The organism is Psychrobacillus sp. FSL K6-2365 (genome assembly GCF_038003165.1).
GTDB lineage: Bacteria > Bacillota > Bacilli > Bacillales_A > Planococcaceae > Psychrobacillus > Psychrobacillus psychrodurans.
This window is the reverse complement of the sequence record NZ_JBBOOO010000001.1, coordinates 1,661,236-1,686,926: the sequence shown is the minus strand read 5'-3', so window position 1 is coordinate 1,686,926 and position 25,691 is coordinate 1,661,236. Positions and strand designations below refer to the sequence as shown.

At 36.0% G+C, this 25,691-nt stretch carries 25 protein-coding genes; 3 read left to right on the top strand and 22 right to left on the bottom strand.

Annotation, left to right across the window (positions count from 1 at the left end; translation table 11 throughout):
- Window positions 1-332 precede the first annotated feature (332 nt).
- The 7 genes from ccsB to MKY29_RS08010 form a co-directional block, all read right to left on the bottom strand.
- Window positions 333-1,517: a c-type cytochrome biogenesis protein CcsB gene (ccsB, locus tag MKY29_RS08040; RefSeq protein WP_276517599.1), complete on the bottom strand. Its 1,185-nt coding sequence runs from the start codon at window positions 1,515-1,517 to the stop codon at window positions 333-335.
- A 4-nt stretch (window positions 1,518-1,521) separates the two neighbouring features.
- Entirely contained in the window at window positions 1,522-3,180 is a 1,659-nt protein-coding gene (gene resB, locus MKY29_RS08035) for a cytochrome c biogenesis protein ResB (RefSeq protein WP_241598792.1), read from the bottom strand.
- 13 nt (window positions 3,181-3,193) lie between these two features.
- On the bottom strand, window positions 3,194-3,730 hold the full coding sequence (gene resA / locus MKY29_RS08030; RefSeq protein WP_241598791.1) for a thiol-disulfide oxidoreductase ResA: 537 nt from the start codon (window positions 3,728-3,730) through the stop codon (window positions 3,194-3,196).
- Between the two features lie 99 nt (window positions 3,731-3,829).
- Window positions 3,830-4,564: a pseudouridine synthase gene (locus MKY29_RS08025; protein WP_090561843.1), complete on the bottom strand. Its 735-nt coding sequence runs from the start codon at window positions 4,562-4,564 to the stop codon at window positions 3,830-3,832.
- 107 nt (window positions 4,565-4,671) lie between these two features.
- Window positions 4,672-5,619 carry a D-alanyl-D-alanine carboxypeptidase family protein gene (locus MKY29_RS08020; RefSeq protein ID WP_340879461.1) on the bottom strand — a complete coding sequence of 316 codons (948 nt, stop codon included), beginning with the start codon at window positions 5,617-5,619 and terminating at the stop codon, window positions 4,672-4,674.
- Between the two features lie 65 nt (window positions 5,620-5,684).
- Entirely contained in the window at window positions 5,685-6,251 is a 567-nt protein-coding gene (scpB, locus tag MKY29_RS08015) for an SMC-Scp complex subunit ScpB (protein ID WP_093494857.1), read from the bottom strand.
- Complete coding sequence (locus tag MKY29_RS08010; RefSeq protein WP_093494628.1) at window positions 6,244-7,023, bottom strand: segregation/condensation protein A; 780 nt, start codon at window positions 7,021-7,023, stop codon at window positions 6,244-6,246. Before MKY29_RS08010 ends, scpB begins: the two co-directional genes overlap by 8 nt.
- Before the next feature lie 54 nt (window positions 7,024-7,077).
- Between MKY29_RS08010 and MKY29_RS08005 the strand changes: the two genes are divergently transcribed.
- On the top strand, window positions 7,078-7,581 hold the full coding sequence (locus MKY29_RS08005) for a DUF309 domain-containing protein (RefSeq protein WP_241598788.1): 504 nt from the start codon (window positions 7,078-7,080) through the stop codon (window positions 7,579-7,581).
- An 8-nt stretch (window positions 7,582-7,589) separates the two neighbouring features.
- On the opposite strand, the gene MKY29_RS08000 is transcribed toward MKY29_RS08005, so the two are convergent.
- The 12 genes from MKY29_RS08000 to MKY29_RS07945 form a co-directional block, all read right to left on the bottom strand.
- A complete protein-coding gene (locus tag MKY29_RS08000; RefSeq protein ID WP_340879460.1) occupies window positions 7,590-7,949 on the bottom strand; it encodes a GNAT family N-acetyltransferase in 360 nt (119 codons plus the stop codon).
- Between the two features lie 306 nt (window positions 7,950-8,255).
- Window positions 8,256-9,572, bottom strand: coding sequence for a diaminopimelate decarboxylase (lysA, locus tag MKY29_RS07995; protein ID WP_340879459.1), 1,317 nt, complete (start codon window positions 9,570-9,572; stop codon window positions 8,256-8,258).
- 68 nt (window positions 9,573-9,640) lie between these two features.
- Window positions 9,641-11,086: a spore germination protein gene (locus MKY29_RS07990; protein WP_093494856.1), complete on the bottom strand. Its 1,446-nt coding sequence runs from the start codon at window positions 11,084-11,086 to the stop codon at window positions 9,641-9,643.
- Window positions 11,086-11,868 carry a SigF/SigG family RNA polymerase sporulation sigma factor gene (locus MKY29_RS07985; RefSeq protein ID WP_090561857.1) on the bottom strand — a complete coding sequence of 261 codons (783 nt, stop codon included), beginning with the start codon at window positions 11,866-11,868 and terminating at the stop codon, window positions 11,086-11,088. Before MKY29_RS07985 ends, MKY29_RS07990 begins: the two co-directional genes overlap by 1 nt.
- On the bottom strand, window positions 11,868-12,314 hold the full coding sequence (gene spoIIAB, locus MKY29_RS07980; protein WP_090561859.1) for an anti-sigma F factor: 447 nt from the start codon (window positions 12,312-12,314) through the stop codon (window positions 11,868-11,870). The genes MKY29_RS07985 and spoIIAB overlap by 1 nt, the downstream gene beginning before the upstream one ends.
- Window positions 12,304-12,660 carry an STAS domain-containing protein gene (locus tag MKY29_RS07975; protein WP_090561861.1) on the bottom strand — a complete coding sequence of 119 codons (357 nt, stop codon included), beginning with the start codon at window positions 12,658-12,660 and terminating at the stop codon, window positions 12,304-12,306. Before MKY29_RS07975 ends, spoIIAB begins: the two co-directional genes overlap by 11 nt.
- A 1,666-nt stretch (window positions 12,661-14,326) precedes the next feature.
- Window positions 14,327-15,616 (bottom strand): thymidine phosphorylase, encoded by a 1,290-nt coding sequence (locus MKY29_RS07970; protein WP_241598785.1) that lies wholly within the window; start codon window positions 15,614-15,616, stop codon window positions 14,327-14,329.
- 97 nt (window positions 15,617-15,713) lie between these two features.
- Complete coding sequence (deoB, locus tag MKY29_RS07965; RefSeq protein ID WP_241598784.1) at window positions 15,714-16,892, bottom strand: phosphopentomutase; 1,179 nt, start codon at window positions 16,890-16,892, stop codon at window positions 15,714-15,716.
- 72 nt (window positions 16,893-16,964) lie between these two features.
- Window positions 16,965-17,864 carry a site-specific tyrosine recombinase XerD gene (gene xerD / locus MKY29_RS07960; protein ID WP_340879458.1) on the bottom strand — a complete coding sequence of 300 codons (900 nt, stop codon included), beginning with the start codon at window positions 17,862-17,864 and terminating at the stop codon, window positions 16,965-16,967.
- Between the two features lie 229 nt (window positions 17,865-18,093).
- Complete coding sequence (fur, locus tag MKY29_RS07955; RefSeq protein ID WP_090561869.1) at window positions 18,094-18,537, bottom strand: ferric iron uptake transcriptional regulator; 444 nt, start codon at window positions 18,535-18,537, stop codon at window positions 18,094-18,096.
- Between the two features lie 85 nt (window positions 18,538-18,622).
- On the bottom strand, window positions 18,623-19,090 hold the full coding sequence (locus MKY29_RS07950) for a hypothetical protein (protein WP_090561871.1): 468 nt from the start codon (window positions 19,088-19,090) through the stop codon (window positions 18,623-18,625).
- 50 nt (window positions 19,091-19,140) lie between these two features.
- Complete coding sequence (locus MKY29_RS07945) at window positions 19,141-19,689, bottom strand: NUDIX hydrolase (RefSeq protein ID WP_093494620.1); 549 nt, start codon at window positions 19,687-19,689, stop codon at window positions 19,141-19,143.
- A gap of 88 nt (window positions 19,690-19,777) precedes the next feature.
- Between MKY29_RS07945 and MKY29_RS07940 the strand changes: the two genes are divergently transcribed.
- Complete coding sequence (locus MKY29_RS07940; RefSeq protein WP_241598782.1) at window positions 19,778-20,680, top strand: aldo/keto reductase; 903 nt, start codon at window positions 19,778-19,780, stop codon at window positions 20,678-20,680.
- Window positions 20,681-20,876: 196 nt separating this feature from the next.
- Here MKY29_RS07940 and MKY29_RS07935 read toward each other — a convergent pair whose 3' ends face one another.
- From MKY29_RS07935 to MKY29_RS07925, 3 genes are all read right to left on the bottom strand, one after another.
- A complete protein-coding gene (locus tag MKY29_RS07935) occupies window positions 20,877-23,000 on the bottom strand; it encodes an ATP-dependent Clp protease ATP-binding subunit (RefSeq protein WP_241598781.1) in 2,124 nt (707 codons plus the stop codon).
- Between the two features lie 231 nt (window positions 23,001-23,231).
- Window positions 23,232-23,495: a DUF3886 domain-containing protein gene (locus tag MKY29_RS07930; RefSeq protein ID WP_416235926.1), complete on the bottom strand. Its 264-nt coding sequence runs from the start codon at window positions 23,493-23,495 to the stop codon at window positions 23,232-23,234.
- Between the two features lie 8 nt (window positions 23,496-23,503).
- Window positions 23,504-24,685, bottom strand: a complete 1,182-nt coding sequence (locus MKY29_RS07925) for an acetyl-CoA C-acetyltransferase (RefSeq protein ID WP_241598779.1) — start codon at window positions 24,683-24,685, stop codon at window positions 23,504-23,506.
- Between the two features lie 106 nt (window positions 24,686-24,791).
- Between MKY29_RS07925 and MKY29_RS07920 the strand changes: the two genes are divergently transcribed.
- The gene (locus MKY29_RS07920; protein ID WP_241598777.1) at window positions 24,792-25,688 is read left to right on the top strand and encodes a hydroxymethylglutaryl-CoA lyase; all 897 of its coding nucleotides are present in this window, start codon (window positions 24,792-24,794) and stop codon (window positions 25,686-25,688) included.
- Window positions 25,689-25,691 lie beyond the last annotated feature (3 nt).

Here is a 25,691-nt window from a genome sequence, read left to right as displayed (position 1 = left end):
TTGTACAATTACTGTATCCAAAATGAAAGAAAAGCTCTTCCTCCCGTTAAGTAAAGAGTAAAGAGCTTTCTAACTGTGCACTAGTTCTATCTTTTATTCTAGATCCATCGCCTAGCTCCTCGAGTCGCTTCAGGATTTCAGGGTCGCACGATGCGGGTCAGACAGTCGTTGTGACACGATGTCATGACCTTAGACTGACTCCCCCTCTGCAAAGGACTCCTTTACGTGAAATCCTTCCAGCTCTTGCTCCTGCGCAAAGCTCGTTGCAGAAGATCGTTTTGCTCCTGCGCAAAGCTCGTCGCAGAAGAACGGTGTCGGCGCTTACACTTTTGTTATGCGTAAGAATGTAATCCCGCTAAAATTAGATTTACTGCAATCAAGTTGAACATAATTATGATGAAACCAATTAGAGCAATCCAAGCCGATTTCTTACCTTCCCAGCCTTTTGATAAACGAAGGTGTAAGAACACTGCATAGAATAAGAACGTGATAAGTGCCCATACTTCTTTTGGATCCCAGCCCCAGAAACGTGACCATGCTTCATGCGCCCATATCATGGCGAATATTAATGCTCCAAGTGTAAACACAGGGAAACCGATTAATACTGAACGATACCCGATTTCATCCATCAATTGAGAATTAGACTTTTTCGTAAGTGGTTGTAAAACAGTAGAAATACGTTTACGTAATATTAAACGAAGTAAAACATAAATTACTGTACCAAATAAAACAGACCAAACAACTGTAGTTAATTTTTTTGCATTTACTAGCGGTGGCATTTCCACAAGTGGTTCAAATGCTCCATCTGTAATTGCTTCTGATTCATTCATACCAAATAGGGCTGGCATTGTGTATACAATTGTATGTTGTGTTTCATCTTTACTTATATAGTTGTATTCTGCATTATAATTCACTAAATAAAACGATAGCGAAGCAACAACAAAACCTACTACAAGGACTAAAACGTACATAACTGCCTCAATCCAAAAACGTTCCTTGGATCTCTTTGTCAAGTCAATATTTTTCAACAAATAAATAAATCCTGCTACAGCACTAATCGCTAAAATTGCCTCACCCATTGCTGCAGTAATTACATGAATGGTTAGCCAGTAACTTTTTAATGCAGGTATTAGCGGAGTAATTTCTTTTGGGAACATACTTGCATATGCAATGATTAGTAAAGCTATTGGTAATGCAAACAATCCAAGAGCAGGAGCTTTATATATAAAGTAAATTAGAATAAATGCTCCTACAATCATCATTCCAAATGCAGCAGTAAACTCAAATAGGTTACTTACAGGCGCATGTCCAGCAGCAATCCATCTAGTAATAAAATAGCCGAGATTAGCAATAAATCCTATAATAGTAACGGTAATCGCTAATTTGCCCCATCTATCAAAGGACTTGGTGGTTTCAGCATTTGAAGATTTCACTGCTCCTCCAAATAAAAATGTAGCAACTAAATATGCTACAAAAGCTATAAATAATAAGGTACTACTTAGAGATGCCATATCCATTTTGTTAAACTCCTTCTTCTTTATCCACTTTTTCTTCTAAAGAATCTATATCCTGCTGATCTAGATATTTTGGAAGATGAGCTACTTCTGTAACCTTGTCCAAATCTCTCTTAACACTTAACCAATTTTTGTTTGTATGCGCAGCAACAACCGTCTGTCCATCTTCTGATAATTGAATCCAAATTCGACGATGGTTCCAGTAAGAGCCTTGAGCTACACCTATCATAAATATAAGACCACCTAACGCAAGAAGTGGAAGTGTTAAATCTTTACGAACTGTTAAACCAGATACATCTCTCGTTTCCACGCTTTGGAAAGCAATTTTATGTTGGTTTACCCCTAGAGGTTCTACAGTTTCTTTAATCATGACAAAGCTAGTTTCACCTTTAGGGAATTCAGGACTATACATTTTTATCAAAAAGGCAGGATTGTTTGGAAGTGGTGATTGAGATTGCGGAACCCCTTCTTCAAATCCAGTAAAATCAGCGTAATAATCCATAACCTCGACCTTATATCCCTCATCTAATTCATAAAAAGGTTGAGGATCTGCTAAATCAATTGTAAACTCTCCAAATGATTGCTGTGTCTCTTTATCCTGTAATTGGAATGTCATTGTTGCTAATTCATCCAAGCGGAAGTCCATTTGGAACACTGAGAAATTATCAAATTTAATTGGCTTATTTACTTGAATAGAAGCTTCCTTTTCAAATTTCAAGTCTTCTGTATGTCCTGCTACAGAATCTTCTGGTCCTTTATATAAGGAAACGTCTGTTTGATAGTTCTTTGCAATCGTACCTACTCGATCAATAGCATCACCGTATACTTCTTTAGATTCTTCTTTCGAGTATGTCTCATAGATGAATTCTTTACTTTCTAAGAAATAACCGTCTGTTTCAGGTACATAAAGCGTTTCACCTTCACGTAACCACATCGTTTCATCTACATAAAAACCAGGAAGGGCACGAAGCATTACACCAAAAAGGAAAATAATTAGTCCTAAATGGTTGACGTACGGACCCCAACGTGAAAAACGTCCTCGTTCTGCTAAAATCGCATTACCTTCACGTTTTATATTGTATTTTAGCTCTTTAAGCTTTTCTTCCGCTTTCAGTAATGACTCCTCAGTAACATCCGATTTACCCATGCCAAAAATACGTTGTCTCTTCAAGAAACTTAAATGTCTCTTCGTCTTTTGTTTTTTCAAAGATTTATAAAGAGGTATGACTCTATCTAAACTTGCTATTACTAGTGAAATACCAAGCATACCAACTAATACCTGAAACCACCATGAGCTGTATAAGTCCGATAACCCAAGCTTATAATACAGGGTTCCAAACCCACCATACACTCTCTGATAATATGCAGCAATATCAGTTTCATTTGTTGCAGGCACATAAAATACTTGTGGAAGTATAGTTCCAATTGCAGCTGCAATTAGAATCGCTACGATTATCCACATACCTACTTTTACACTGGAAAAGAAATTCCATACTTTATCAATTATCGTCTTATTATACGTTTGAGACCGTCTTGCAGATCCTTCATAGCGCATATCTACAATTTTTTTCTCTTTTGTCTCTTCAGTTAATGGACGACCACAGCTCTCACATAACTCTGTACCAGCTGGATTAACGTTTCCACATGCACAAACTATCTTGTCCATTTTTAAGACTCCTTCATGAAGGTTTAATTTGATCCATAAAATTCGCAATATCTTCTTCGGTCATTTCGCCTTTAATAATTTTCTCAATCTTACCTTCTGGATTGATCAAAAAAGTAGTTGGCAGCGGATCAATATTATACGATTCCATTACACTTTTATTACGATCAATTGCTATAGGAAAAGTTAAACCATATCGATTTGAAAAACTATTTACCTTAAGGTCTGATTCACCAATATTAATAGCCAGTGTTTGGACACCCTTATTAGCATATTCACCGTATTGGTTGTCCATGGCCGGCATTTCTTTAGCACAAGGCTTACACCATGTACCCCAGAAGTTCAGAAACACACCTTGCCCTTTATAATCAGACAAACGCCTTTCAGTTCCATCCATATCTACTAATACGAAATCTGGAGCTTTATCGCCTACTTGTAATACAGCATTTTTCTCTTTATTTAAGTTGGAGTAAACTGTAAAAACTATAGCTACGACGAGTACTGCTAATATAGCTGTTCTCATATAAAAACGTCGTTTCTTAGACTGTGCCAATTTGCTAACCTCCATTTCCAAGCATAATCATGAATTATTATAACAAAATTTACAAATTAAAAGAGCCTTACTTATGAAGGCTTTGTGAACACATAGGTTTTATTTTCCTATTTTCCCCGTCTCTGCTAACACTCTCATTTGTTTTACTTCATGAGTAGTCAATTCTCTCCATTCCCCGGCATTTAAACCGTGAAGAGTTAAGAAACCAAATTGTTCTCTTTTTAGCTTTTGAACAGGAAAACCTATTGCATCGAACATTCTACGTACTTGTCTGTTTTTTCCTTCATGTATGGTGATCTCTATAATCGATTTATCAGCTTTTCTCTCGGAAGATAGTAGCTTTACTCTAGCAGGAGCTGTTTTACCATCTTCTAAAACAATTCCTCGTTCCAGTGGTCGCAACTGTTCCTTTAAAGGGATACCTTTTACTCGTGCTACATATGTTTTATCCACTTTATATTTTGGGTGTGTGAGGGCATAAGAAAAATCTCCATCATTAGTAAGAAGTAACAAACCTGATGTTTCATAATCCAGTCTTCCTACAGGATATAAGCGCTCTTTCACATGTGGCAATAAATCTGTTACTGTTTTTCTGCCTTTATCATCCGAAACAGCCGAAATTACTCCACGTGGTTTATAAAGTAAATAGTATACTTTTTGCTCTTTTTCTAATTTAACCCCGTCAACTTCTACTACATCATTGTCGGACACTTTTAACCCTTGTTCTGTTACTACTTTTCCATTCACTTTAACTTTTCCTTGTGTAATCATTTCTTCCGCTTTTCTTCTAGATGCCACACCTGCATGTGCGAGCACTTTTTGTAATCTTTCCAACACATTCACCTCGTCCATTCTATCCAAATCATATGAGTGAATTATGTCATACTTTGGGACAAATTAAAAGAAGACAGTCTTTTGTAATAACTGTCTTCACCATAATTCTATTTAATTTTCATTACGTTAAATTTTAATGCAATCTCATTATTAATCGTAACATTCCAAAGATAGGGTTTTTTTTCTGATGATTTACGTGGAATCATCAATACATTTTTAGTCGCATCTTTTTCTTCTTTTTTAAGTAAAAGGAAATAATCTTTTTTCACTTCAATAATCTGTTTATCTAACAGACGATATTTTCCTTTCTCCACAACCTTGACATTATCGTATGTCCGAAAAACATTTGCTGCAAGAGAAGAATGAGTATTCCAATCATTCGAATGGTTTAATGTTACTACAATAACTTTTTTCCCATTATCCTCAAAATAAGTCACTAGTGTTCTTCCTGCTACTTTTGTATACCCGGTTTTTCCAGCTACCGCAGACTTATTAAAGTGCAATAATTTATGTTTATTTCTCCAAGTGACGGATCTTTCTTTAGGAGTATAAGTTTTAGCTGATGCAATTTGAGTATATGAGTCGTTCTGCAACGCCAGTCGGAACATATTAGCCATATCTAAAGCAGAAGCATAGTGTTCATCCTGGTGGAGTCCCGATGGATTAGTAAAATGAGAGTTTTCTAACCCAGCTAACTGTATTTTTTCGTTCATCAATTTTGTAAAGCCTTCCATAGATCCACCTGTATGCTCAGCAAGTGCATAAGCAGCGTCATTACCTGATTGTAACAGCAACCCATACAATAAGGATTCGACAGTCCAAACCTCACCGGCCTTTAAGTATAGAGATGACCCTTCTTGTGTTGCAGCAGCATTTGAGATTGTTATTTCGTCATCGAGCGACACATTATCCAACACTGTTAAAGCAGTCCAAACTTTAGTGAGGCTTGCGATTGGTAGTTCTGTATTTGCATTGCTACCCTCTAATAATCTCCCTGTATTTGCATCAATAACAGCATAAGAGGACGAGGCTTCCACATCATTTACATTCCACAAAAGAAAAAGCAACAGAAAAAATACCATTTTTTTAAAAATGAATCATACTCCTCATTCGATTATTTCTACCCTTCAAAGGTCTCTTGAAATTTCGTCATAAATAAATCTGTGTCTTCCATTTCATCAACAGACAAATCTTCTGGTAGTGGTGGAAGTGCTTTAATATCTTTTAACCCAAAGTATTGAAGAAATTCAGTTGTCGTTCCATATAAAATAGCCCGACCTGTCCCTTCTGCACGGCCTATTTCTTGTATTAGACCTTTAGCAGAAAGAGTATGAATTGGTCGCTCTGATTTGACCCCACGAATTTCTTCAATCTCTACTCTCGTAATAGGTTGCTTGTATGCAACAATTGCTAGAACTTCAAGAGATGCCTGCGACAATGACTGATTTGTTGGATTCTCTACTAGTCTCTGAATACTATCTATATTTTCTTGCTTCGTAACTAATTGATAGGTTCCTGCTAATTGTTTTATCTCAATTCCCCTAGTGTGATTTGTTTTATATTCCTGTATCATTTCCTGGAGGATCGCTTCTATTTCCTCATCTGCCGAACTAGTTAGGAAAGCTAATTGTTTTTTAGTTAGACCATCCTCTCCACTTACAAATAATAGACTTTCTATATTACTCATCAATTTCATCTTGGAATTCACTTTCTATATCTTCCTTTCGCAAATGCACAAACAAATCTTCAAAATTACTTTTTTGTTCTACATGTATAATCTGACGTTTCATCAGTTCAAGTAGAGATAAAAAAGTAGTAACGATCGAGGTCTTATCTCTTGTAGGGAATAAATCGTAAAATGATAATTTCCCTCCTCCCTTTTTCAAAACCTCAATAACATTTTTCATCTGAGCTTTAATCGATATTTCTTGTTTACTTATTCGTGTATTAAGAGGTGCATTTATTTGTTTTCTTCGCAACATTTTTTGAAAAGCACCGAGCATATCGTACACATTTGCGTCTAATTCAAGTAATTCTAATTGTTTACTGGTTTGGTATTCACTTAAATCTGTTGGTGGCCTAGAATAATAGAGTGAACGTGTCTCCTCCATCTCATGCAAGTTTTCTGCTGCTTCTTTATACTTCTTATATTCTATTAATCTTAGTACAAGTTCATCCCTTGGATCTTGTAAATCCATATCGAAATCATCGTCCATGTCATCGTCTTGGTGAATTGGCAATAACATTTTACTTTTAATCGATAGTAAAGTTGCAGCCATTACTAAGTATTCACTTGCTTCATTGAGTTCTAGAACACGCATTGCGTGAACATGCTCCATGTACTGCTCTGTGATTTCCGCCATTTTTATATCGTATATATCTATTTCCAAACGATTTATTAAATGTAATAATAAATCTAGAGGTCCTTCAAACGCTTCTGTTTTTACTTCGTAAGTCATAAAACTCCACCTATTATCGGTTTTTAACATTATTATAGAGGAAAGGTGATTGTATTGCACCCTACATTTCATACTAGTTTTGTCGCATTTCTAAAACATTTCAATGAAACCTTCGATTATTTTGAGTGTCACGAGTTATTGGAAGACTATTGGAAGGAAGTTTCTCCAAGGCATAAAAATCATGCGTTAACTGCTCTAATCTTGTTAGCAACTTCTATGTATCACTGGCGTCGCGGAAATCTAACGGGAGCTATTAAAACGATGAGAACAAGTATTAAAAGAATGGAAATAACGAAGAATTCTCCTTTCTTTGAAAACCTAAATTTCCAAAAATTAACAAAAAATATGACAAATGCACTCGAATTAATGACTAGTAGCCAAAAGTTTCAAGGATTTACTATTGAGATAACTAATCCTAGTCTACAGACGCAAGTAAGTCGCGTCCATTTAGAAACGAATGAGGACATACATTTTCTTATTCATAAACATATGCTTCGAGATCGTTCAGAAATACTGGAGGAACGAGAAAGAGAGAAAAAAAAGAGAGATGACTTATAAAATTAAAGTCATTCCTCTTCTTTTTTTGTTTGGCATTTAGTATAAAATGGTTCTACATCCTCAGATGGCTTTATGGAATTAGTTTGTAAAACGGCTGGAATTTTTTCCAACATTTTTTCACCGAGACCTTCACCGCGATGTGAAGGGTTGACTGAAAGATGTTGAATTACTGCTTCAGTTCCTTCCATTCGTACTCCTATTAATCCTACTAAGTCGTCCTCTTTCTTCCAAAGAAACAAATGCCACTCTGGATTTGTCTCATACTCATGAATTGTTTCTAATAGTTTTTTTACGTCTTTTTCATGAGGCATAAAGGAAAGTAACCCCATTGAAATTTTTTCAAATGTTTTTTTATAGCGAAGTAGCATAATTAAAACCCTCTTTTAATTTCTTGGCTTGTTTATTCATTCATTATTGATATTATACATACGAATATACAACTTTAATTTAAGACACTTACAAATGTAATTTAGTTCGTAAATCTATAAACGTATCATACTCAACACTAAATTTAACATAGTCCAATTTCTTAAAATATCTGTATTATCGCACCTTAACTTACCATTTTTACAAATTCGCATTTGGTGCTATAAATAACCAGTATATGACACCCCATACTATTCCAACAATAAAAATCATTAGAAATAGCATTACGTTAGCCTTTTTCATCTTGTTCACTCCTTCTCCATTGTTAAAGGAAGGTCAAGATGTATGAGGTCTTCCAACGTCTCTCTTTTAACAGCTAATTGATGTTTACCATTTTCTACAAATACAACCGCTGGTTTCGTTAAACGATTATAATTACTAGCCATGGAATAACCATAAGCGCCTGTGCAGAACATCGCTAGAATATCTCCTGGCTCAGCTACAGGTAATTGTATATTTTCGATTAGCTTATCACCAGACTCACAACATTTACCAGCAATTGTATAATTATTTGTTAACTGTTCGTCCATTTTGTTTGCAATAACTGCGTCATATTCAGCTCCGTATAATGCAGGTCTGATATTGTCGGACATACCTCCATCAACCGCTAAATAATTTCGAACATTTGGTACAATTTTTTCAGATCCGACAGTATATAACGTAGTTCCTGCATCACCAACTAATGATCTACCCGGTTCTATCCAAATTTCTGGCATTTTAAAAGAAGAATTATGCACGAGCTCTTTTACAATTTGTATCATTTCTTTTACATATACAGCTGGTTCAAGCGGAGCATCCTCATCTGTATATTTTATACCGAAGCCACCGCCTAGATTTAATACACCGCATAAGAAGTTATAATCCGTATACCACTCTATCATTTTAGTAATTAGCTTCTCAGCAGCCACCTTAAAACCAGTCGTGTCAAATATTTGAGAGCCAATATGACAATGCAAACCAAGCAACTGGATATATTTATCCTGATATACATCCAGAAATGCTTGGTCAGCTTGTCCATTCAACAGATCAAACCCAAATTTAGAATCTTGTTGACCAGTTGTAATATAATCATGCGTATGGGCTTCGACACCAGGTGTTACCCTTAACAAAACATTAACTTTTTTCTTGGTTTTTTCAGTAAGTATCTTTAATAATTCTATTTCATAAAAATTATCGACAACTATACAACCAATATTATGCTCAAGAGCTAATAATAATTCTTCTTTACTTTTATTATTTCCATGAAAATGAATTCTTTCTACTGGATATCCTGCTTGAATCGCAGTATACAATTCTCCAGCAGATACCACATCTAATGATAAGTTTTCTTGTTTCATCAATTGATACATTGCAACACTTGAAAAAGCTTTACTCGCATAAGCAACTTGTGCCGATATATGTTGATCTCGGAATGTCTGGATGAATGCATGTGCTCGTTCTCTAATTAGAGACAGATCGTACACAAACAATGGTGTTCCATATGTTTTTGCAAGCTCTAAGCTATCTATTCCACCAATCATTAAGTGACCTTTTTCGTTTACAGCATGCCGTGAAACTAGCACCATTTAGTTCGCCTCTTTTCCCTATATCTATTAAAACTTTATCACAATAGATAAGGAAATGGCAATGCACATTATGAACGTTTACGATCTGGTGATCGTGTTATAAATGGTCGTTTCGCATCATCAGGCATTGGAAACCTAATGATCAAACGCATAAATGCCCTTGGAAAAAAAGGTTGAAGTGGCCATAAATAAGGCACATTTAAAGGTTTAACAGAACATACGTACCAAAGCAAAGCTAAAGAAGCTACAAAAAATCCACTCGGTCCAAATAACGCAGTACTCAACAGAATAATCGTCCTAAATATTTTTGTTGTAATACTAAGCTCATATGAGGGAATAGAAAAAGTGAATATCGCTGTTATAGCTGTATATAAAATAACCTCTGGCACAAAAATTCCTACATCAACAGCCATTTGTCCAATAACTAACGCAGCTATAATCCCCATCGCAGTTGAAAGCGGAGTAGGAGTATGAATAGCAGCAAGCCTTAAAAATTCTATCCCAATATCTGCAAATAGAAGCTGTAATAACAGCGGTATTTCAGTGGATTCTTTCGGTCCAATGAATTCAAGAGCCTTTGGTAAAAACTCTGGATGTACTGATAATAAATACCAAAATGGTAAAAGAAATAAACTTAGAAGAACCCCTACAAATCGAATCCACCTAACCACTGTACCAATTGCTGGTGCTTGCCTGTATTCCTCAGCATGTTGTAGGTGGTGAAAAAGGGTCGTAGGTACTATAACTACGGATGGAGATGTATCTACTACTATTATTATATGTCCTTCTAGTAAATGCGCTGCTGCTATATCTGGCCTTTCTGTAAATCGTACAAAAGGCAAAGGGTGAAAACCTTGTTTAAATAGCCATTCCTCTAATGCTTTGTCCGTCATAGTAATTCCATCATGTTTTATTTGCTTTAATCGATCTCGAATTTGAGTAAGATTATCTTCATTAGCAATATCTTTAATATAAGTTATTGCAATATCAGTTTGACCTAACTCCGTAATTTGGTGTAGCTCAAAGCGCAAATTGGTATCCCGAATCCTTCTTCTAATGAGTGCTGTGTTTTGGATTATGTTTTCTGTAAATCCATCCCTTGAGCCTCTTACAACCTTCTCATTATCAGGTTCTTCAGGTGATCTTCCAGGGTATGAACGAACATCTATTGTATATACTGAACCATTTGTTAATATAAAAGTTACTTGTCCACTCAAAAGTGCAGCAAGCCATTTTTCCTTGGAATCATATTGCGTAATAGAGTAATACGGTAAATAATGCTCAATGATATCATTTTCGCTTATTGTTTTATCTGTAATTTTCATTTGGGTGTTCGTTAATAATTGTGTAATTACTAGGCCATCAATCAGTCCAGTAATAAATACGAGTAGTACAGGAAATTCATATAAATGGGTATGTAAAATTCCCACATCAAAAGACTCGTTTTCACCGAACTTTTCTTTTAAATATAATTCTGCTTCATCCTTACTAGTAAACAAAGGTTTCGTTTCAATCACCTATCTTTTGCATTTGTATTCGTATGACCTACTGGTACTAGCCAGGTTTTTAATTGAGTTAATATTTTCTTCTCTAGTCTCGACACTTGTACTTGGGAAATTCCTAATCGTTCAGCAATGTCACTTTGTGTACAATCAAGATAATAGCGTAAATAGATAATCATTTGCTCTCGTTTTTCCAGTTTTTCTACTAGCTCACGTAACGGAATATGCTCAAATGGTTTCTCGGAACGCTCGTCCTTCATTTGATCCATTAACGTTAGTGCATCCCCGCTATCATTTTCATAAAGCTGCTCCTGTAACGATGCCGGATCACGAAGAGCATCTGTGGCCATTACTATTTCTTCTCGTGAAACCTCTAAAATATGCGCAAGCTCCAAAATAGTTGGTTGACGCTCAAACGTTTTTAAAAAGTCATCCGTAGCATGACGAATTTTAAAATTTAACTCCCGAATCGAGCGACTGATTTTCACCATTCCATCATCTCTTAAAAACCGCTGAATCTCCCCTATAATCATAGGAACCGCATACGTTGAAAACTTCACTTCATAGGACAAATCAAATTTATCTACCGATTTCATCAAGCCGATACAGCCGATTTGAAACAAATCCTCTAGATCTGCTCCTCTTGATGCAAACCTTTGGACAATAGACCATACAAGCCTAGTATTACCCTCAATCATTTGCTGCCTTGCTAATTTATCACCAGTCTGTGATAGTGCTATGAGCTCTCTCATTTTTTCTTGAGTTAGTAAAGTAGACGGTTTTTTATTTATCATTAGACGATCCTACAAGATTCCTGGATTGGTACAAATTGCTTTGTTATTGTTACAGTCGTCCCCCTATCAGGAATGGAGTAAATCTCAACTCCGTCACTAAAGCTTTCCATAATTGTAAAGCCCATTCCCGAACGTTCCTGCTCAGGCTTTGTCGTAAATAGTGGTTCACGAGCTTGATTTACATCACGTATTCCACGGCCATAATCTACTATAGAAACGATAATTTCTCTATCTACTCTTTGTGCATGCAATTCAATTTTTCCGATACCATCTTCTTCATAACCATGAACGATAGCATTCGTTACAGCTTCGGAGATGACTGTTTTAAATTCAGATAACTCTTCAATTGTCGGATCAATCGTTGCGATAAAACTAGACATAACCATTCTAGCTAATGCCTCATTCTCACTTTTAGCGATAAAAGATAATGTGATCTCATTGTCCATAAACTATTCCCCCTAACTTAGACATTATTTCAATTTCGGATTCGCTATAGATATAAGGGCTTAAACCTGCAAACTGAAAAATTTTACGCATTGTTGGTGACGGATTTACAATAATTGTTTGTCCATCTATCGGAGCAAGCTCTCTCATTCTGCCTAAAATTAACCCTATCCCCGAGCTATCCATAAAATTCAAATCTTTCAAATTCCAAACTATTACTTTAATAGACCCGTTTTTTATCATTGGAACTATCTCATTTCTGATATCATTTGTACTGTGATGATCTAATTCACCTTTTAATCGAATAATAATAATTTCGTCTCCTACTTTTTCTACTTCATGAATCATACAATCGCCTCCTTAGATAGCGCTATTCCACATGTTCCTTGAAAACTCCTTGCGCTTGACAAAAGTAGAAGAAATCATCTCTTATTAGTCGATTTTCGACAGAGGGTGGTCATTTAAAGTATGGGAACATATTCTTTTTTTTAATCAAAAAATAGGCATCTCGCAAAAGTTTTTAAAAACCTCAGCGAGATGCCTATTTTGAATGTTTTAAACTGAAAAAAAACCCCTGTTTCGCAAGTAAATGTCACCCTAATGCAAGTAAGTAGACATGGAGACCAAGTAAACGAAATAATTGTATCTTCACTTAGTTGTTTCTTTGGAAAAATAATCCACTTCGCAAGTAATTGTCCCTCATGAGCAATTAAAACTACTGCACCCGCAAGTAAACAGCCACGGAGAGCAAGTATTCAAAACGGAACGCAAGTAAATAGCATGCAAAAGCAAGTAATCGAAATAATTGTATACCTTCACTTAGTTGATTCTTTGGAAAAATAATCCACTTCGCAAGTAATTATCCCTCATGAGCAAGTAAAACTACTGAACCCGCAAGTAAACAGCCACGGAGAGGAAGTATTCAAAACGGAACGCAAGTAAATAGCATGCAAAAGCAAGTAATCGAAATAATTGTATACCTCCACTTAGTTGATTCTTTGGAAAAATAATCCACTTAGCAAGTAAATGTCCCTCATGAGCAAGTAAAACTACTGAACCCGCAAGTAAACAGCCACGGAGAGCAAGTAAATGAAATAATTGTATATCTTCACTTAGTTGATTCTTTGGAAAAATAATCCACTTCGCAAGTAATTGTCCCTCATGAGCAATTAAAACTACTGCACCCGCAAGTAAATAGCCAAGGAGAGCAAGTATTCAAAACGGAACGCAAGTAAATGAAATAATTGTATCTCCACTTTGTTGAGACATTGGAAAAATAATCCACTTCGCAAGTAATTGTCCCTAATGTGCAAGTAAAACTACTGCACCCGCAAGTAAACAGCCACGGAGAGCAAGTATTCAAAACGGAACGCAAGTAAATAGCATGCAAAAGCAAGTAAATGAAATAATTGTATCTCCACTTTGTTGAGACATAGGAAAAATAATCCACTTCGCAAGTAATTGTCCCTCATGAGCAAGTAAAACTACTGAACCCGCAAGTAAACAGCCACAGAGAGCAAGTATTTAAAACGGGACGCAAGTAAATAATGCGAGTGCAAGTAAATGAAATAATTGTATCTCCACTTTGTTGAGACATTGGAAAAATAATCCACTTCGCAAGTTATTGTCCCTCATGAGCAAGTAAAACTACTGCACCCGCAAGTAAACAGCCACGAAGAGCAAGTATTTAAAACGGGACGCAAGTAAATAGCATGCGAGAGCAAGTAAACGAAATAATTGTATACCTTCACTTAGTTGATTCTTTGGAAAAATAATCCACTTCGCAAGTAATTGTCCCTCTTGAGCAAGTAAAACTACTGCAGCCGCAAATAAATAGCACACGAGAGCAAGTAAACGAAATAATTGTATATCTCATTGGATCCTTCAAATTTTAAAAAGTGATCTAGTTAACTTATCTTTGTATTATTTATTTTTACACTTCTACAAAATAAAAAGTTGGTAAGCTAAATCCAATTAGCTAACCAACTTTTTCTTTATATTGTATAGAATTATTTTACATTATTTTCAAGATAGAATTATTTTTGACTGGTTCATCTTCAATAATTTTATAAGCTTCTTCAATCAATTTTATTGATTCCGCTACATCATCTTTGTTTGAATATAGAATAGCTAATGTATCACCTTTTTGAACTTCTTGACCTGTTAATGATACCAGTTTAACTCCTGCATCAAAATCAAGGGTGTCCGCTTTTGTTAAACGACCTGCACCTACTAATAGAGAAGCCATACCAATCAATTCAGCATCAATTAAATTGATATAACCATCTTTTACAGCTTTTACTTCAATCGTATGCTTAGTGTCTTTCGGATTAATATCAGAAGCATCTCCGCCTTGAGCAGTTATAAACTCTTTGAATTTTTCCAATGCAGCACCATTTGTAAGTGTTTCTACTACTTGGTTTTGTGCTTCATCTTCACTTACTCCAGTAGCTAATTGATACATTTTTGAAGATATAGCTATTGTAACTTCTAATAAGCCTTGCTCACTATCTTTATAGTTTCTAAGGAAATCATGTGCTTCTGCAACTTCTAATTTATTACCAATGTTATGACCTAAAGGTTGGTTCATATCAGTAATAACAACTGATACCTTTCTACCTAAACTTTCACCAATGCTAATCATAGTAGAAGCCAATTCTGTAGCATGATTTAAATCCTTCATGAAAGCACCTTTACCACATTTTACATCTAGTACAATGCCGTCTGCACCACTAGCAATTTTCTTACTCATAATTGAAGAAGCAATTAACGGGATTGAGTCCACAGTACCTGTTACATCTCTTAAGGCATATAACTTTTTATCAGCTGGAGTTAAATTACCAGATTGACCAACTATCGCAATTTTATGTTCATTTACTTGCTTTATGAATTGATCAGAAGTTAATTCAACATTAAAACCTTCTATAGATTCTAATTTGTCTACAGTACCACCTGTGATACCTAATCCTCTTCCACTCATTTTTGCAATGGGAATGTTTAATGATGCTAAAATCGGTGCAACAAGAAGACTAATTTTGTCTCCTATTCCTCCTGTTGAGTGCTTATCAACTTTGAATCCTTCAATAGAAGATAAGTCAATAACATCACCTGATTCAACTATAGATTTTGTTAACCATGATGTTTCATCTTTATTCATTCCATTTATTAAGATTGCCATCAACATGGAACTCATTTGATAGTCTGGAATTTCATCATTTGTATACTTATTAATCATATATTGTATTTCTTCTTCGGTTAATGAATTGTTTCTTTTTTTCTTATCGATTAAATTAAGCATATTCATATTAAATAATCTCCTTACACATCTCTTTTATTTTTACAGGCGTCCACCTGGAGTGGAATTTTACTACCCTTATGAAATTAATTCATATAAATATGGATTATTTTAATAGAGAAAGAAAACTCTCTCCGAATTCTGTAGTCGATACACCAAAGTTTTCACTAATCGTTGCTCCAATGTCGGCAAATGTATTACGTAGTGGTAACTCTGTTATTTCCTTAAATTTTGGTGAGTATACAATTAACGGAACATATTCTCGCGTATGATCTGTTCCTGGCATAGTTGGATCATTTCCATGGTCTGCCGTAATTATCAACAAATCTTCCTCTGTTAACTTTGGAAATACTTCTTTTAAACGTACGTCGAATTCTTCTAAAGCTTTACCATAGCCTAATGGATCGCGGCGATGACCAAATAATGCATCAAAATCAACTAGATTTAAGAAACTGATTCCTTTAAAGTCTTTATCCAGTGTAGCGATGAATTTATCCATCCCATCCATATTATCTGTTGTTCTTTCCGTAGAAGTGATGCCTTCACCATTATAAATATCGTTAATTTTACCAATTGCGATTACATCTAGTCCCTCGTCACTCAGTTCGTTCATCGCTGTACGACCAAAAGGTTTTAACGCGTAATCATGGCGATTTGATGTACGAACAAATTTACCCGATCCTCCGATAAAAGGACGAGCAATTATACGACCTACTAAAAATTCCTCCGACAAAGTTAATTCACGTGCAATTTCACAAATACGATACAATTCTTCTAACGGAATTATTTCTTCATGTGCTGCGATCTGTAGCACAGGGTCAGCAGATGTGTATACAATTATGGCACCAGTTTTCATATGCTCTTCGCCAAGCTCATCTAAAATTTCTGTTCCACTTGCCGGTTTGTTTCCAATTACTTTACGACCAGTTTTCTCCTCTAATTGGGAGATTAACTCCTGAGGAAATCCGTCTGGATATACTTTAAACGGTTTATCAATATTAAGACCCATGATTTCCCAATGACCAGTCATTGTATCCTTACCAACAGAGGCCTCCTGCATTTTACCAAAATAAGCGGTAGGCTGAGTCTGTCTAGCAATCCCTTGAATATCATCAATGTTACCAAGTCCAAGTTGTTCCATCTGAGGCATATGAAGTCCGTTCATTTTTTCTGCAATATGCCCAATTGTATGTGATCCTACGTCACCAAATACGTCGGCATCTGGTGCTTCTCCAATACCTACAGAATCCATTACAATAACATGTATGCGCTTAAATTTATTCATTTTATAACCTCCTACTATTTTCTTCTAGTTTACCAAAAAAAAACAAAATGTACAGGTCAGACCTCTGACAATTTATGCTCTAGGATGGAATTGTTTATAAACATCCTTTAAACGGCTTTTGCTAACATGGGTATAAATTTGAGTCGTAGAAATATCAGCATGTCCTAGCATCTCCTGAACAGCACGTAAATCCGCTCCATTTTCGATTAAATGTGTTGCGAATGAATGGCGAAGTACATGAGGTGTAATTTCTTTTGAAATCCCTGCTGTAGTAGCATGCTTATTTAATAACTTCCAAATTCCCTGTCTAGTTAGACGTTTTCCACGTTGATTAATAAAAATTGCTTCCGTTTTTTCGGACTTCAATAATTCTGGTCTTGCATTCTCTATATAAGTTACACATGCTCTAATGGCAGAACCACCTAAAGGTACAATTCGTTCTTTGCCACCTTTTCCAAATACACGAACAAATCCCATGGATAAATGAATATCTTCCAGATTTAAGTTCAAACACTCACTAATCCTCATACCACTAGCATACAAGAGTTCAAACATTGCTAAATCCCTTTGGCCCTGTGGTTTGGACTGATCAATACTATTTAATAGATTATTCAATTCCTCCACTGACAGATATGTAGGCAGTTTTTGTTCTAGTTGGGGCAAATCTAAATGGACAGAGGGATCTGTGTTCGCCACTTTCTCTCTTAATAAAAATTGATGAAAGGAACGTATAGAAGAAATATGCCTAGAAATGGTTCGAGCAGATTTTCCATTTTCTTTTAAACTTCGCAGATACAAAACAATATGCGTGCGTTCAATCTCATTTAGACTTTGTAGTTGCTGCACTTCAAATATATGATGTAAATAATCGGTTAAATCTTTTTTATAGGAGGTCAATGTATTACTCGCTAACTGGCGTTCAATCTGCAGGAAGTGCATATAATCCTCTAAATGTAGTATTCCATTATTCATGTTATTCACTCCTTTTGATAAGACAATCTAGGCAAATTTCGTAATGAAGTATTTGAAGTAAAATTGATTTCCATTCCTACTAACCTTTCATTCTTCGAAACTAGCGTAGCAATGTGAAAGCATTTACCGCTCCCACTGGAATCACTAGTTTGTGTGTAATTATATTGAAATAAATTATGCAATTGACTTAATCATTTAAAAAAAGGATAGCAATAAGCTATCCTTTTGTTTATTTATCCTCTTGGCAACGGTAGCATATACCGTGAAATGTTAGACGATGGTCTTTTATTCTAAAGTTCCACTTCTTTTCTACAATAGCTTCTACATCTTCTAACAAATCTTCTTGAATTTCATCTACAGCTCCACATTCAATACATACTAGATGATGATGAAAATGCGCTGCACCTTCTTGTCTTAAATCATAGCGAGATACGCCATCACCGAATTGAATTTTATCTACCACATTCAATTCGTTTAATAACTCAAGCGTTCTATAAACTGTTGCAAGTCCTATATCAGGTGATATTTCTCTAACTAGTAAAAATACATCTTCTGCACTTAAATGATCTTCTTCATTTTCAAGCAAAACTCGGACCGTCGCTTCTCGCTGCGGCGTCAGTTTATAGCTCGCACCAGATAATTGTTTTTTTATACGATCAATACGGCTTTCCATATGACGCCTCCTTAACTGAATCCATTATACCAATAATTGAATTCTCATTACAAGAGATTCACATAATAATAACTATTAATAAAAACTAATTATTAAATAATATAAATGGTATTAAGATGGATTCTATAATTATAACAATTATATAAAAGGATAGCGAAAAAATATTAATACGATTTGCTAAAGCTAATAACAAGACACAATACACTAGCTGAAATGGAAACCACCAAAACACATAAGGAAAAGTAGATTCCTGTGTTTGTAGTATATAACTCGAACAATATCCATAGAATGTAATCTTAAATGCACAAATAACTAAAATTAGCTTTCGTAAAAAAGGATGCTGATAAAACAAAAAAAACACAATGGCAAACATGAGGTGAGGAAAAATCGTTTCTAAAAAAGTAGGCTGTTCTATTAATAGAACGCGTGCATCCAAGAGATTAATAATCCATTGCTGCTGTTCTGCCGTACTTTTTTCAAATAATACTAAACCTCCGATAAAACTAACAACGAGTACACATAATGAGATGAAAATAGTATAAGTCTGGTTCAAATTGGAACACCCCCCTATCTACTTTCATCATATGCTTGTACTATCTTAAATCATGCTTCTTTAAAATAATCTTTCAACCAAATATATGCAAAGGCAGTTTTAGCATCATAGATTTGTTGCTTTTTTACCATTTCTTCCATCTCGGAAAGACTCACATGTAGTAATTCTACAAACTCATCTTCGTCCAAGCCTACTGGTTGCTCCAGCTTTTCAATATTCTCTGCAAAATATAGATGTATAATCTCATCAGCAAACCCTGGTGATGTGGCAAATGATTGAATGTATTGAAGTTTGTCCGTCGTATAGCCCGTCTCTTCTTCCAATTCACGCAGCGCAGTTATTTCGGGAACTTCATCAATCTCTATTTTTCCAGCGGGAATTTCAATAATTGATCGTTCTAAAGCTTTTCTATATTGTTCCACTAAAATTATTTTCATATCTTTTGTAACGGCTATGACCGCTACAGCACCAGGGTGTTTAACAATCTCTCTATTACTAGTTTTGCCATTTGGTAGTTCTACTTCATCTATCTGAAGAGATATTATTCTTCCTTTATATTTAACCTCAGATTGAATTGTTTTTTCTTCAAATTTTTTCATAACGAATCGTCCTCTCGTTTCTAGTGTTTCACTTTAGTTGAATCTATCTATTTGACATTGTACCATGTAGAAAAGGACGTGATGAAACTTGAAGAAAAGACAATTAGGTAAAAGTGATATATACGTATCTGAAATCGGACTAGGATGCATGTCACTTCCATCAGATCAAAAAGAAGCGGATAACATTATTCAAGTAGCACTAGAAAATGGTATTAATTATTTTGATACAGCAGATCTTTATAATAAAGGCGAAAATGAAAAGATTGTTGGTAATGCCCTTAAGAGCAATCGACAAAATGTTATATTAGCTACGAAGGTTGGAAATCGACTCAATAATTCTGGAGACGGTTGGTCATGGGATCCAACTAAGGAATGGATAACAGATGCAGTTCATGCCTCTTTAAAGCGACTTCAAACGGATTATATAGATGTATATCAGCTACATGGGGGCACGATGGAAGACAATGTAGACGAGGTTATAGACACAATGGAATCTCTTCAAAAAGAAGGGTTAATTCGTGAATATGGTATATCCTCTATTCGCCCAAATGTCATAGACCGATTTTTACGCAAAAGTAATGCCGTCTCTGTTATGATGCAATATAGCCTACTAGACAGAAGACCCGAAGAGTGGTTCTCCTTGCTAGAAGACCATCAAGCTTCACTGTTCACGCGAGGAACAGTTGCAAAAGGTTTACTTACAGCAGATGGTCTTAATCGTGCAATTAAAACAAAAGAATATCTTAGCTACACGCAGAAAGACTTAGTTGATACTATCGAAAAATTACAAATATTAGAAGCTCCGATTGCTTCTATTGCACTTCAATTCGTGTTACAAAGAAAAGTGACAGGTTCTCTGATCATTGGAGCTAGTAACTCGGAACAATTACTTGAATCGATCGAAGCTTATAAACAGCAAGTGCCAGACACCATTCTATTAAAAGCAACGGAAATAACAAAGCAAGAGTTGTATATGGAGCATAGAGTTTAAAGAAACCTTCATAATTAGGGAAGTGCTGATACAGGAATATCGCGGTTCGAGGGATCATGATAGCTTCCTATGATATGAAATTTTTAAGCCATGCTAAACGATGTAATATAGTAAGATATAAAGCCTAATACATCCTACTCTAGTAGTTACACGAAAAAACACCCCCTGAATAGTTTTCAGGGGGTGTTAAACATTTTTATACTTTGCGAACAACAATTTCATCATCCATAACATCTACATGGACCTTTTTAATCATTTCTTCCTCTAAAATAAGATCTGTTAATGGATCTTCAATTTTGTCTTGAATCACTCTGCGAAGCGGTCGAGCACCGAACCGTTTATCGTAACCTAATTTGACCAAGGTTAGTTTTGCTTCCGACGAAATCGTCATATCAATATTATTATCTGAAATTGTTACTAGTAAATCTCCAAGCATCAAGTCTACGATTTTTAGTAAATTTTCTTCTGTCAGTTCATTGAATGCGACAATAGCATCGAAACGGTTGAGAAATTCTGGTTTGAAATAAGCCCCTAGCATTTCAAGCATATTGATGGATTCATGTGCTGGTTGATTGAATCCTACACTTACTTTTTTGTCGCCTGTTCCAGCATTACTCGTCATTATTATGACCGTATCCTTGAAACTGACTGTACGGCCATGCGAATCCGTTAATCGACCATCTTCCATTATTTGCAGGAACATATTTTGTACGTCAGAATGTGCCTTTTCAATTTCATCCAACAATAAGATGGAATAAGGATTACGGCGAACATGTTCTGTCAGTTGACCTGCTTCCTCATGGCCTATATAACCTGGAGGAGAACCAATAATTTTAGACACCGAATGTTTCTCCATATATTCACTCATATCAAGACGAATTAACGTATCACGTGAACCAAATAATTCCTCTGCCAGCACTTTTGTAATCTCTGTCTTACCGACACCTGTTGGACCGACAAATAAGAAAGAACCAATAGGTCGATTTTTAGATTTTAGCCCTGCACGACTTCGACGGATCGCTTTGGCAATTTTATCGACCGCATCTTCTTGGCCAATTACTTTTTCACTAAGATTTTCTGCGATTCCTTTCATTTTTGCCTGTTCTGCAGATTGTAGTTTTGTCACAGGAATTCCAGTTTTTTCCTCTACTATTAATTCGATATCTGCTACCGTAACTTTTACTCGAGGTGTGTCCTCATTTTGTTTCAATTGCTCCAATTGTTTCCGCAACTGGATTTCCTCAAAGCGTAAATTTGCTGCTCTCTCGTAGTCTTCTTTTTCTGCGGCTTGATCTTTTTGCTGAATGACTTCGTTAAGACGTGTTTCGATTGACTCCGAATATGCTGACGTATGTGTCAGATTTAATCTTGCCCCCACTTCATCCATCAAGTCGATTGCTTTGTCTGGTAAAAATCTATCTTGAATATACCGTTGTGATAAATTAACAAAAGCATGGATCGTGTCTTCTGGATAGTGTACTTCATGGAATTTTTCATACCGATCCTTGATACCATTTAGAATGTGAATCGTATCTTCTGTAGATGATTCCTTTACAATAATTGGTTGAAAACGACGCTCAAGTGCAGCGTCTTTTTCAATTTGACGATATTCACTCAACGTCGTTGCACCAATAAGTTGCATTTCTCCACGCGCTAAAGCAGGCTTCAAAATATTACCGGCATCCATTTTTGACCCTTCAGCCGTGCCTGCCCCAACTAGTAAGTGAATTTCATCAACAAATAAAATCACGTCTTTCCGTGTTTGAAGTTCCTCGATTAATTGTTTCATTCGTTCTTCGAATTGCCCTCGAATACCGGTGTTCGTTACGAGTGAAGCGACATCTAATAAGTACACTTGTTTGTTCATTAATTTCACAGGTACATCGCCTTCATGGATTTTTACTGCAAGTCCTTCGGCAATGGCAGTTTTACCAACACCTGGTTCCCCAATTAGAACGGGATTATTTTTATTTCTTCGATTTAACGTTTCGATGACACGTTTTACTTCTTGATCACGTCCAATTACCGGATCAATCCGCCCATCTTTAGCATCGTTGGATAGGTTTTTACCAAGTTGATCTAACAAACTATTGCCATGAGATTCTTCAAAATGTTTCGTTTGTGTTCGTGCCTGTTGGCTCCCATTCGATTGGAAAAAATGTTCTGCATTATCACCAAATGACGGTATTTTTCCTGCAGTCAATTGTCCTTGAATATCTTGAAAACATATGTGGCATAAGTTCATTTGCATTCCTTGATGATTCAACTGCACTTTCAGGCTCATCGTTGCATCATTTTTACTACAATGTTGACACTTCATATTTATTTCCTCCTATATTTAACTATTTGACTTTGACTATATTTAACCTTTGAGATTAGTATACACTGACCTTTTTTGACTTTCAAATAAGATGCTTAGCTTTTGAATCTATTTTGCTGACTCTTATCAGACAGAGTTGTTTCGCTAAAAACTATGTAATGAATATAATTATCAATCAAAAAAACAGTTTAGCAATCCATTTATTGGATTACTAAACTGTTTCTAATTCACCTAAAACTTAGAGCCACCAAAGCCATATTCATCTAGTAGTTCTTCAAACGATTTGTTTTTTTCTTTTTCTTTCTTTTCGAAAGCGAGTTGTGCTTGTCTTTCTTCCTCTTTCTCCTGTTCAGCAGTTACTAATTGTTTCTTCGTTTCTTTAAGTTTTGCTAGAACGTCAGAAGAAAGTTGGTCAGACAATGAATTCCCTTCATCCAATTGCTTAGCAGGCTTTACCTGTTGTTGTCTTTGTTTTTTCTTAGCCAATATGTTCACCTTCTTTATTAACGTTTAACTATGGTTGCAACTCCTTGGCCACCACCGATACATAGTGTTGCTAGACCGGTTTTCGCATCTCTCCTCTTCATTTCATGAAGTAAGGTAACGAAGATGCGTGCACCACTAGCCCCAATTGGATGACCTAATGCAATCGCTCCACCATTTACATTTAGTATATCATGATTAAAGGATAGCTCTCTATCAACAGCAATCGATTGTGCTGCAAAAGCTTCATTTGCTTCGATTAAATCGATATCCGCTAATGATAATTGAGATTTGTTTAATACTTTTTTTACTGCTTCCACAGGTCCAATCCCCATAATGCTAGGATCCACTCCTGCAGATGCATTTGCTACCACTGTAGCTAGTGGTTGAAGACCAAGTTCATCCGCTTTTGCTTTTGACATCACCACTACAGCAGCTGCTCCATCATTAATCCCTGAAGCATTACCCGCAGTTACAGAACCGTCTTTTTTAAATGCTGGACGAAGCCCCGCTAATTTTTCCTCCGTAGAACCTTTCTTTGGATACTCATCCTGAGAAAAGATTACTGGATCCCCTTTTCTTTGAGGAATTTCCACAGACACGATTTCATTTGAAAACTTACCTTCTTCTATTGCTTTAGCTGCTCTGCTCTGCGACCGTGCAGAAAATTTATCTTGTTCTTCTCTAGTAATATTATATTGATCACATAGGTTTTCAGCGGTTACCCCCATATGGTAATCATTAAAAGCACACCATAGCCCATCTGAAATCATGCTATCTACTACCTTTTGATCGCCCATACGGAAGCCATCTCTAGCGTTTTTCAACAAATAAGGAGATTGACTCATGTTTTCCATTCCACCTGCAACAATAATATCTGCATCTCCTGCAATTATAGCTTGAGTAGCAAGATGAATTGCTTTTAAGCCAGACCCACATACTTTATTAATAGTCAGAGCAGAAACTGATTGTGGTAAACCAGCCTGAATAGACGCCTGTCTAGCCGGATTTTGTCCTAAACCTGCTTGAAGGACATTCCCCATAATTACTTCGTCCACAGCATCTTTAGAAACCCCTGCTTTTTCTAATGCCTTTTCAATTACAATAGCACCTAGTTTAGTAGCTGGCACATCTTTCAAAGCCCCTTGAAACGAACCAATTGCAGTTCTAACTGCGCTTACGATTACAACTTCATTTGTCACGTGATTTCCTCCTTGTTTCCCCTGTATTAAACAAACTTCTACAAAGCAAAATTTAAATTTGCTTGTTTAACCATCCTTTCTTTACAATAAAGAGGGAGGGATGATTATGTTTAGTTTACCAAATAAAGTGACAATTATCGAGGTAGGTCCAAGAGATGGCTTACAAAATGAAAAAAACGAGGTGCCGACAGAAGTAAAATTAGCCTTTATCGAAAAACTGCAACTTGCAGGAATAGAGGAAATGGAATTGACTTCTTTCGTATCACCAAAATGGGTACCACAAATGAAAGATGCCAATGAAATAGTCACCCAAGTTAAAAAGTTGGGTAGACAACTCGTATTAACACCTAATCATAAGGGCGTTGAAATAGCCAAACAATCCGGTGCACAGAATTTCGCCGTTTTTGTTGGGGTTTCAAACAGTTTTAATAAAAAAAATATTAATAAAACTACGACAGAAAGTATGGATGAACTCAAGCCTATTGTGGGAAAACTATTACAAGAAGGTCATTTTGTTCGTGCCTGTATATCCACTGCATTTTATTGTCCATATGAAGGAAAAGTAGATTCATCGGACACGCTTGCATTATGTAAGGAATTTGTTTCATGGGGTGTAAACGAACTTAGCGTAGCTGACACTATTGGAATGGCTAATCCTCGGGAAAGCTATGAATTATTCGACTCACTAAAGAAGGAATTCCCTGCTACACTAATAACTGCTCATTTTCACGATACTAGAAAAATGGGAATAGCCAATATTCTTGCTAGCCTACAAGCAGGAATTGATCGATTTGATACATCAGCTGGTGGTCTAGGCGGCTGCCCTTTTGCACCTGGTGCTACAGGAAATGTAGCAACCGAGGATGTTGTGAATATGCTACATCAAATGGGCATTGGGACGAATATAAATCTCGACTCATTGCTTAAGGCAGTAGAAGTGGTTGAACCGTATGTGTCCAGGCAGATAGACACGGGAATGTATAATCTATTTAAAAGTAAGTAGGGG

Excerpts from the sequence above, each read along its gene's own strand:
- MKY29_RS07935 (WP_241598781.1), bottom strand. The coding sequence starts at position 23,000 with ATGAAGTGTCAACATTGTAGTAAAAATGATGCAACGATGAGCCTGAAA.
- scpB (WP_093494857.1), bottom strand. The coding sequence starts at position 6,251 with ATGAGTAATATAGAAAGTCTATTATTTGTAAGTGGAGAGGATGGTCTA.
- MKY29_RS07975 (WP_090561861.1), bottom strand. The coding sequence starts at position 12,660 with ATGATTCATGAAGTAGAAAAAGTAGGAGACGAAATTATTATTATTCGA.
- MKY29_RS07920 (WP_241598777.1), top strand. The coding sequence starts at position 24,792 with ATGTTTAGTTTACCAAATAAAGTGACAATTATCGAGGTAGGTCCAAGA.
- ccsB (WP_276517599.1), bottom strand. The coding sequence starts at position 1,517 with ATGGATATGGCATCTCTAAGTAGTACCTTATTATTTATAGCTTTTGTA.
- lysA (WP_340879459.1), bottom strand. The coding sequence starts at position 9,572 with ATGGTGCTAGTTTCACGGCATGCTGTAAACGAAAAAGGTCACTTAATG.
- MKY29_RS07970 (WP_241598785.1), bottom strand. The coding sequence starts at position 15,616 with ATGAATATGCTTAATTTAATCGATAAGAAAAAAAGAAACAATTCATTA.
- spoIIAB (WP_090561859.1), bottom strand. The coding sequence starts at position 12,314 with ATGGACAATGAGATCACATTATCTTTTATCGCTAAAAGTGAGAATGAG.
- MKY29_RS08010 (WP_093494628.1), bottom strand. The coding sequence starts at position 7,023 with ATGACTTACGAAGTAAAAACAGAAGCGTTTGAAGGACCTCTAGATTTA.
- deoB (WP_241598784.1), bottom strand. The coding sequence starts at position 16,892 with ATGAATAAATTTAAGCGCATACATGTTATTGTAATGGATTCTGTAGGT.
- fur (WP_090561869.1), bottom strand. The coding sequence starts at position 18,537 with ATGGAAAGCCGTATTGATCGTATAAAAAAACAATTATCTGGTGCGAGC.
- MKY29_RS07945 (WP_093494620.1), bottom strand. The coding sequence starts at position 19,689 with ATGAAAAAATTTGAAGAAAAAACAATTCAATCTGAGGTTAAATATAAA.
- resB (WP_241598792.1), bottom strand. The coding sequence starts at position 3,180 with ATGGACAAGATAGTTTGTGCATGTGGAAACGTTAATCCAGCTGGTACA.
- MKY29_RS08000 (WP_340879460.1), bottom strand. The coding sequence starts at position 7,949 with ATGCTACTTCGCTATAAAAAAACATTTGAAAAAATTTCAATGGGGTTA.
- MKY29_RS07985 (WP_090561857.1), bottom strand. The coding sequence starts at position 11,868 with ATGATAAATAAAAAACCGTCTACTTTACTAACTCAAGAAAAAATGAGA.
- xerD (WP_340879458.1), bottom strand. The coding sequence starts at position 17,864 with ATGAATAATGGAATACTACATTTAGAGGATTATATGCACTTCCTGCAG.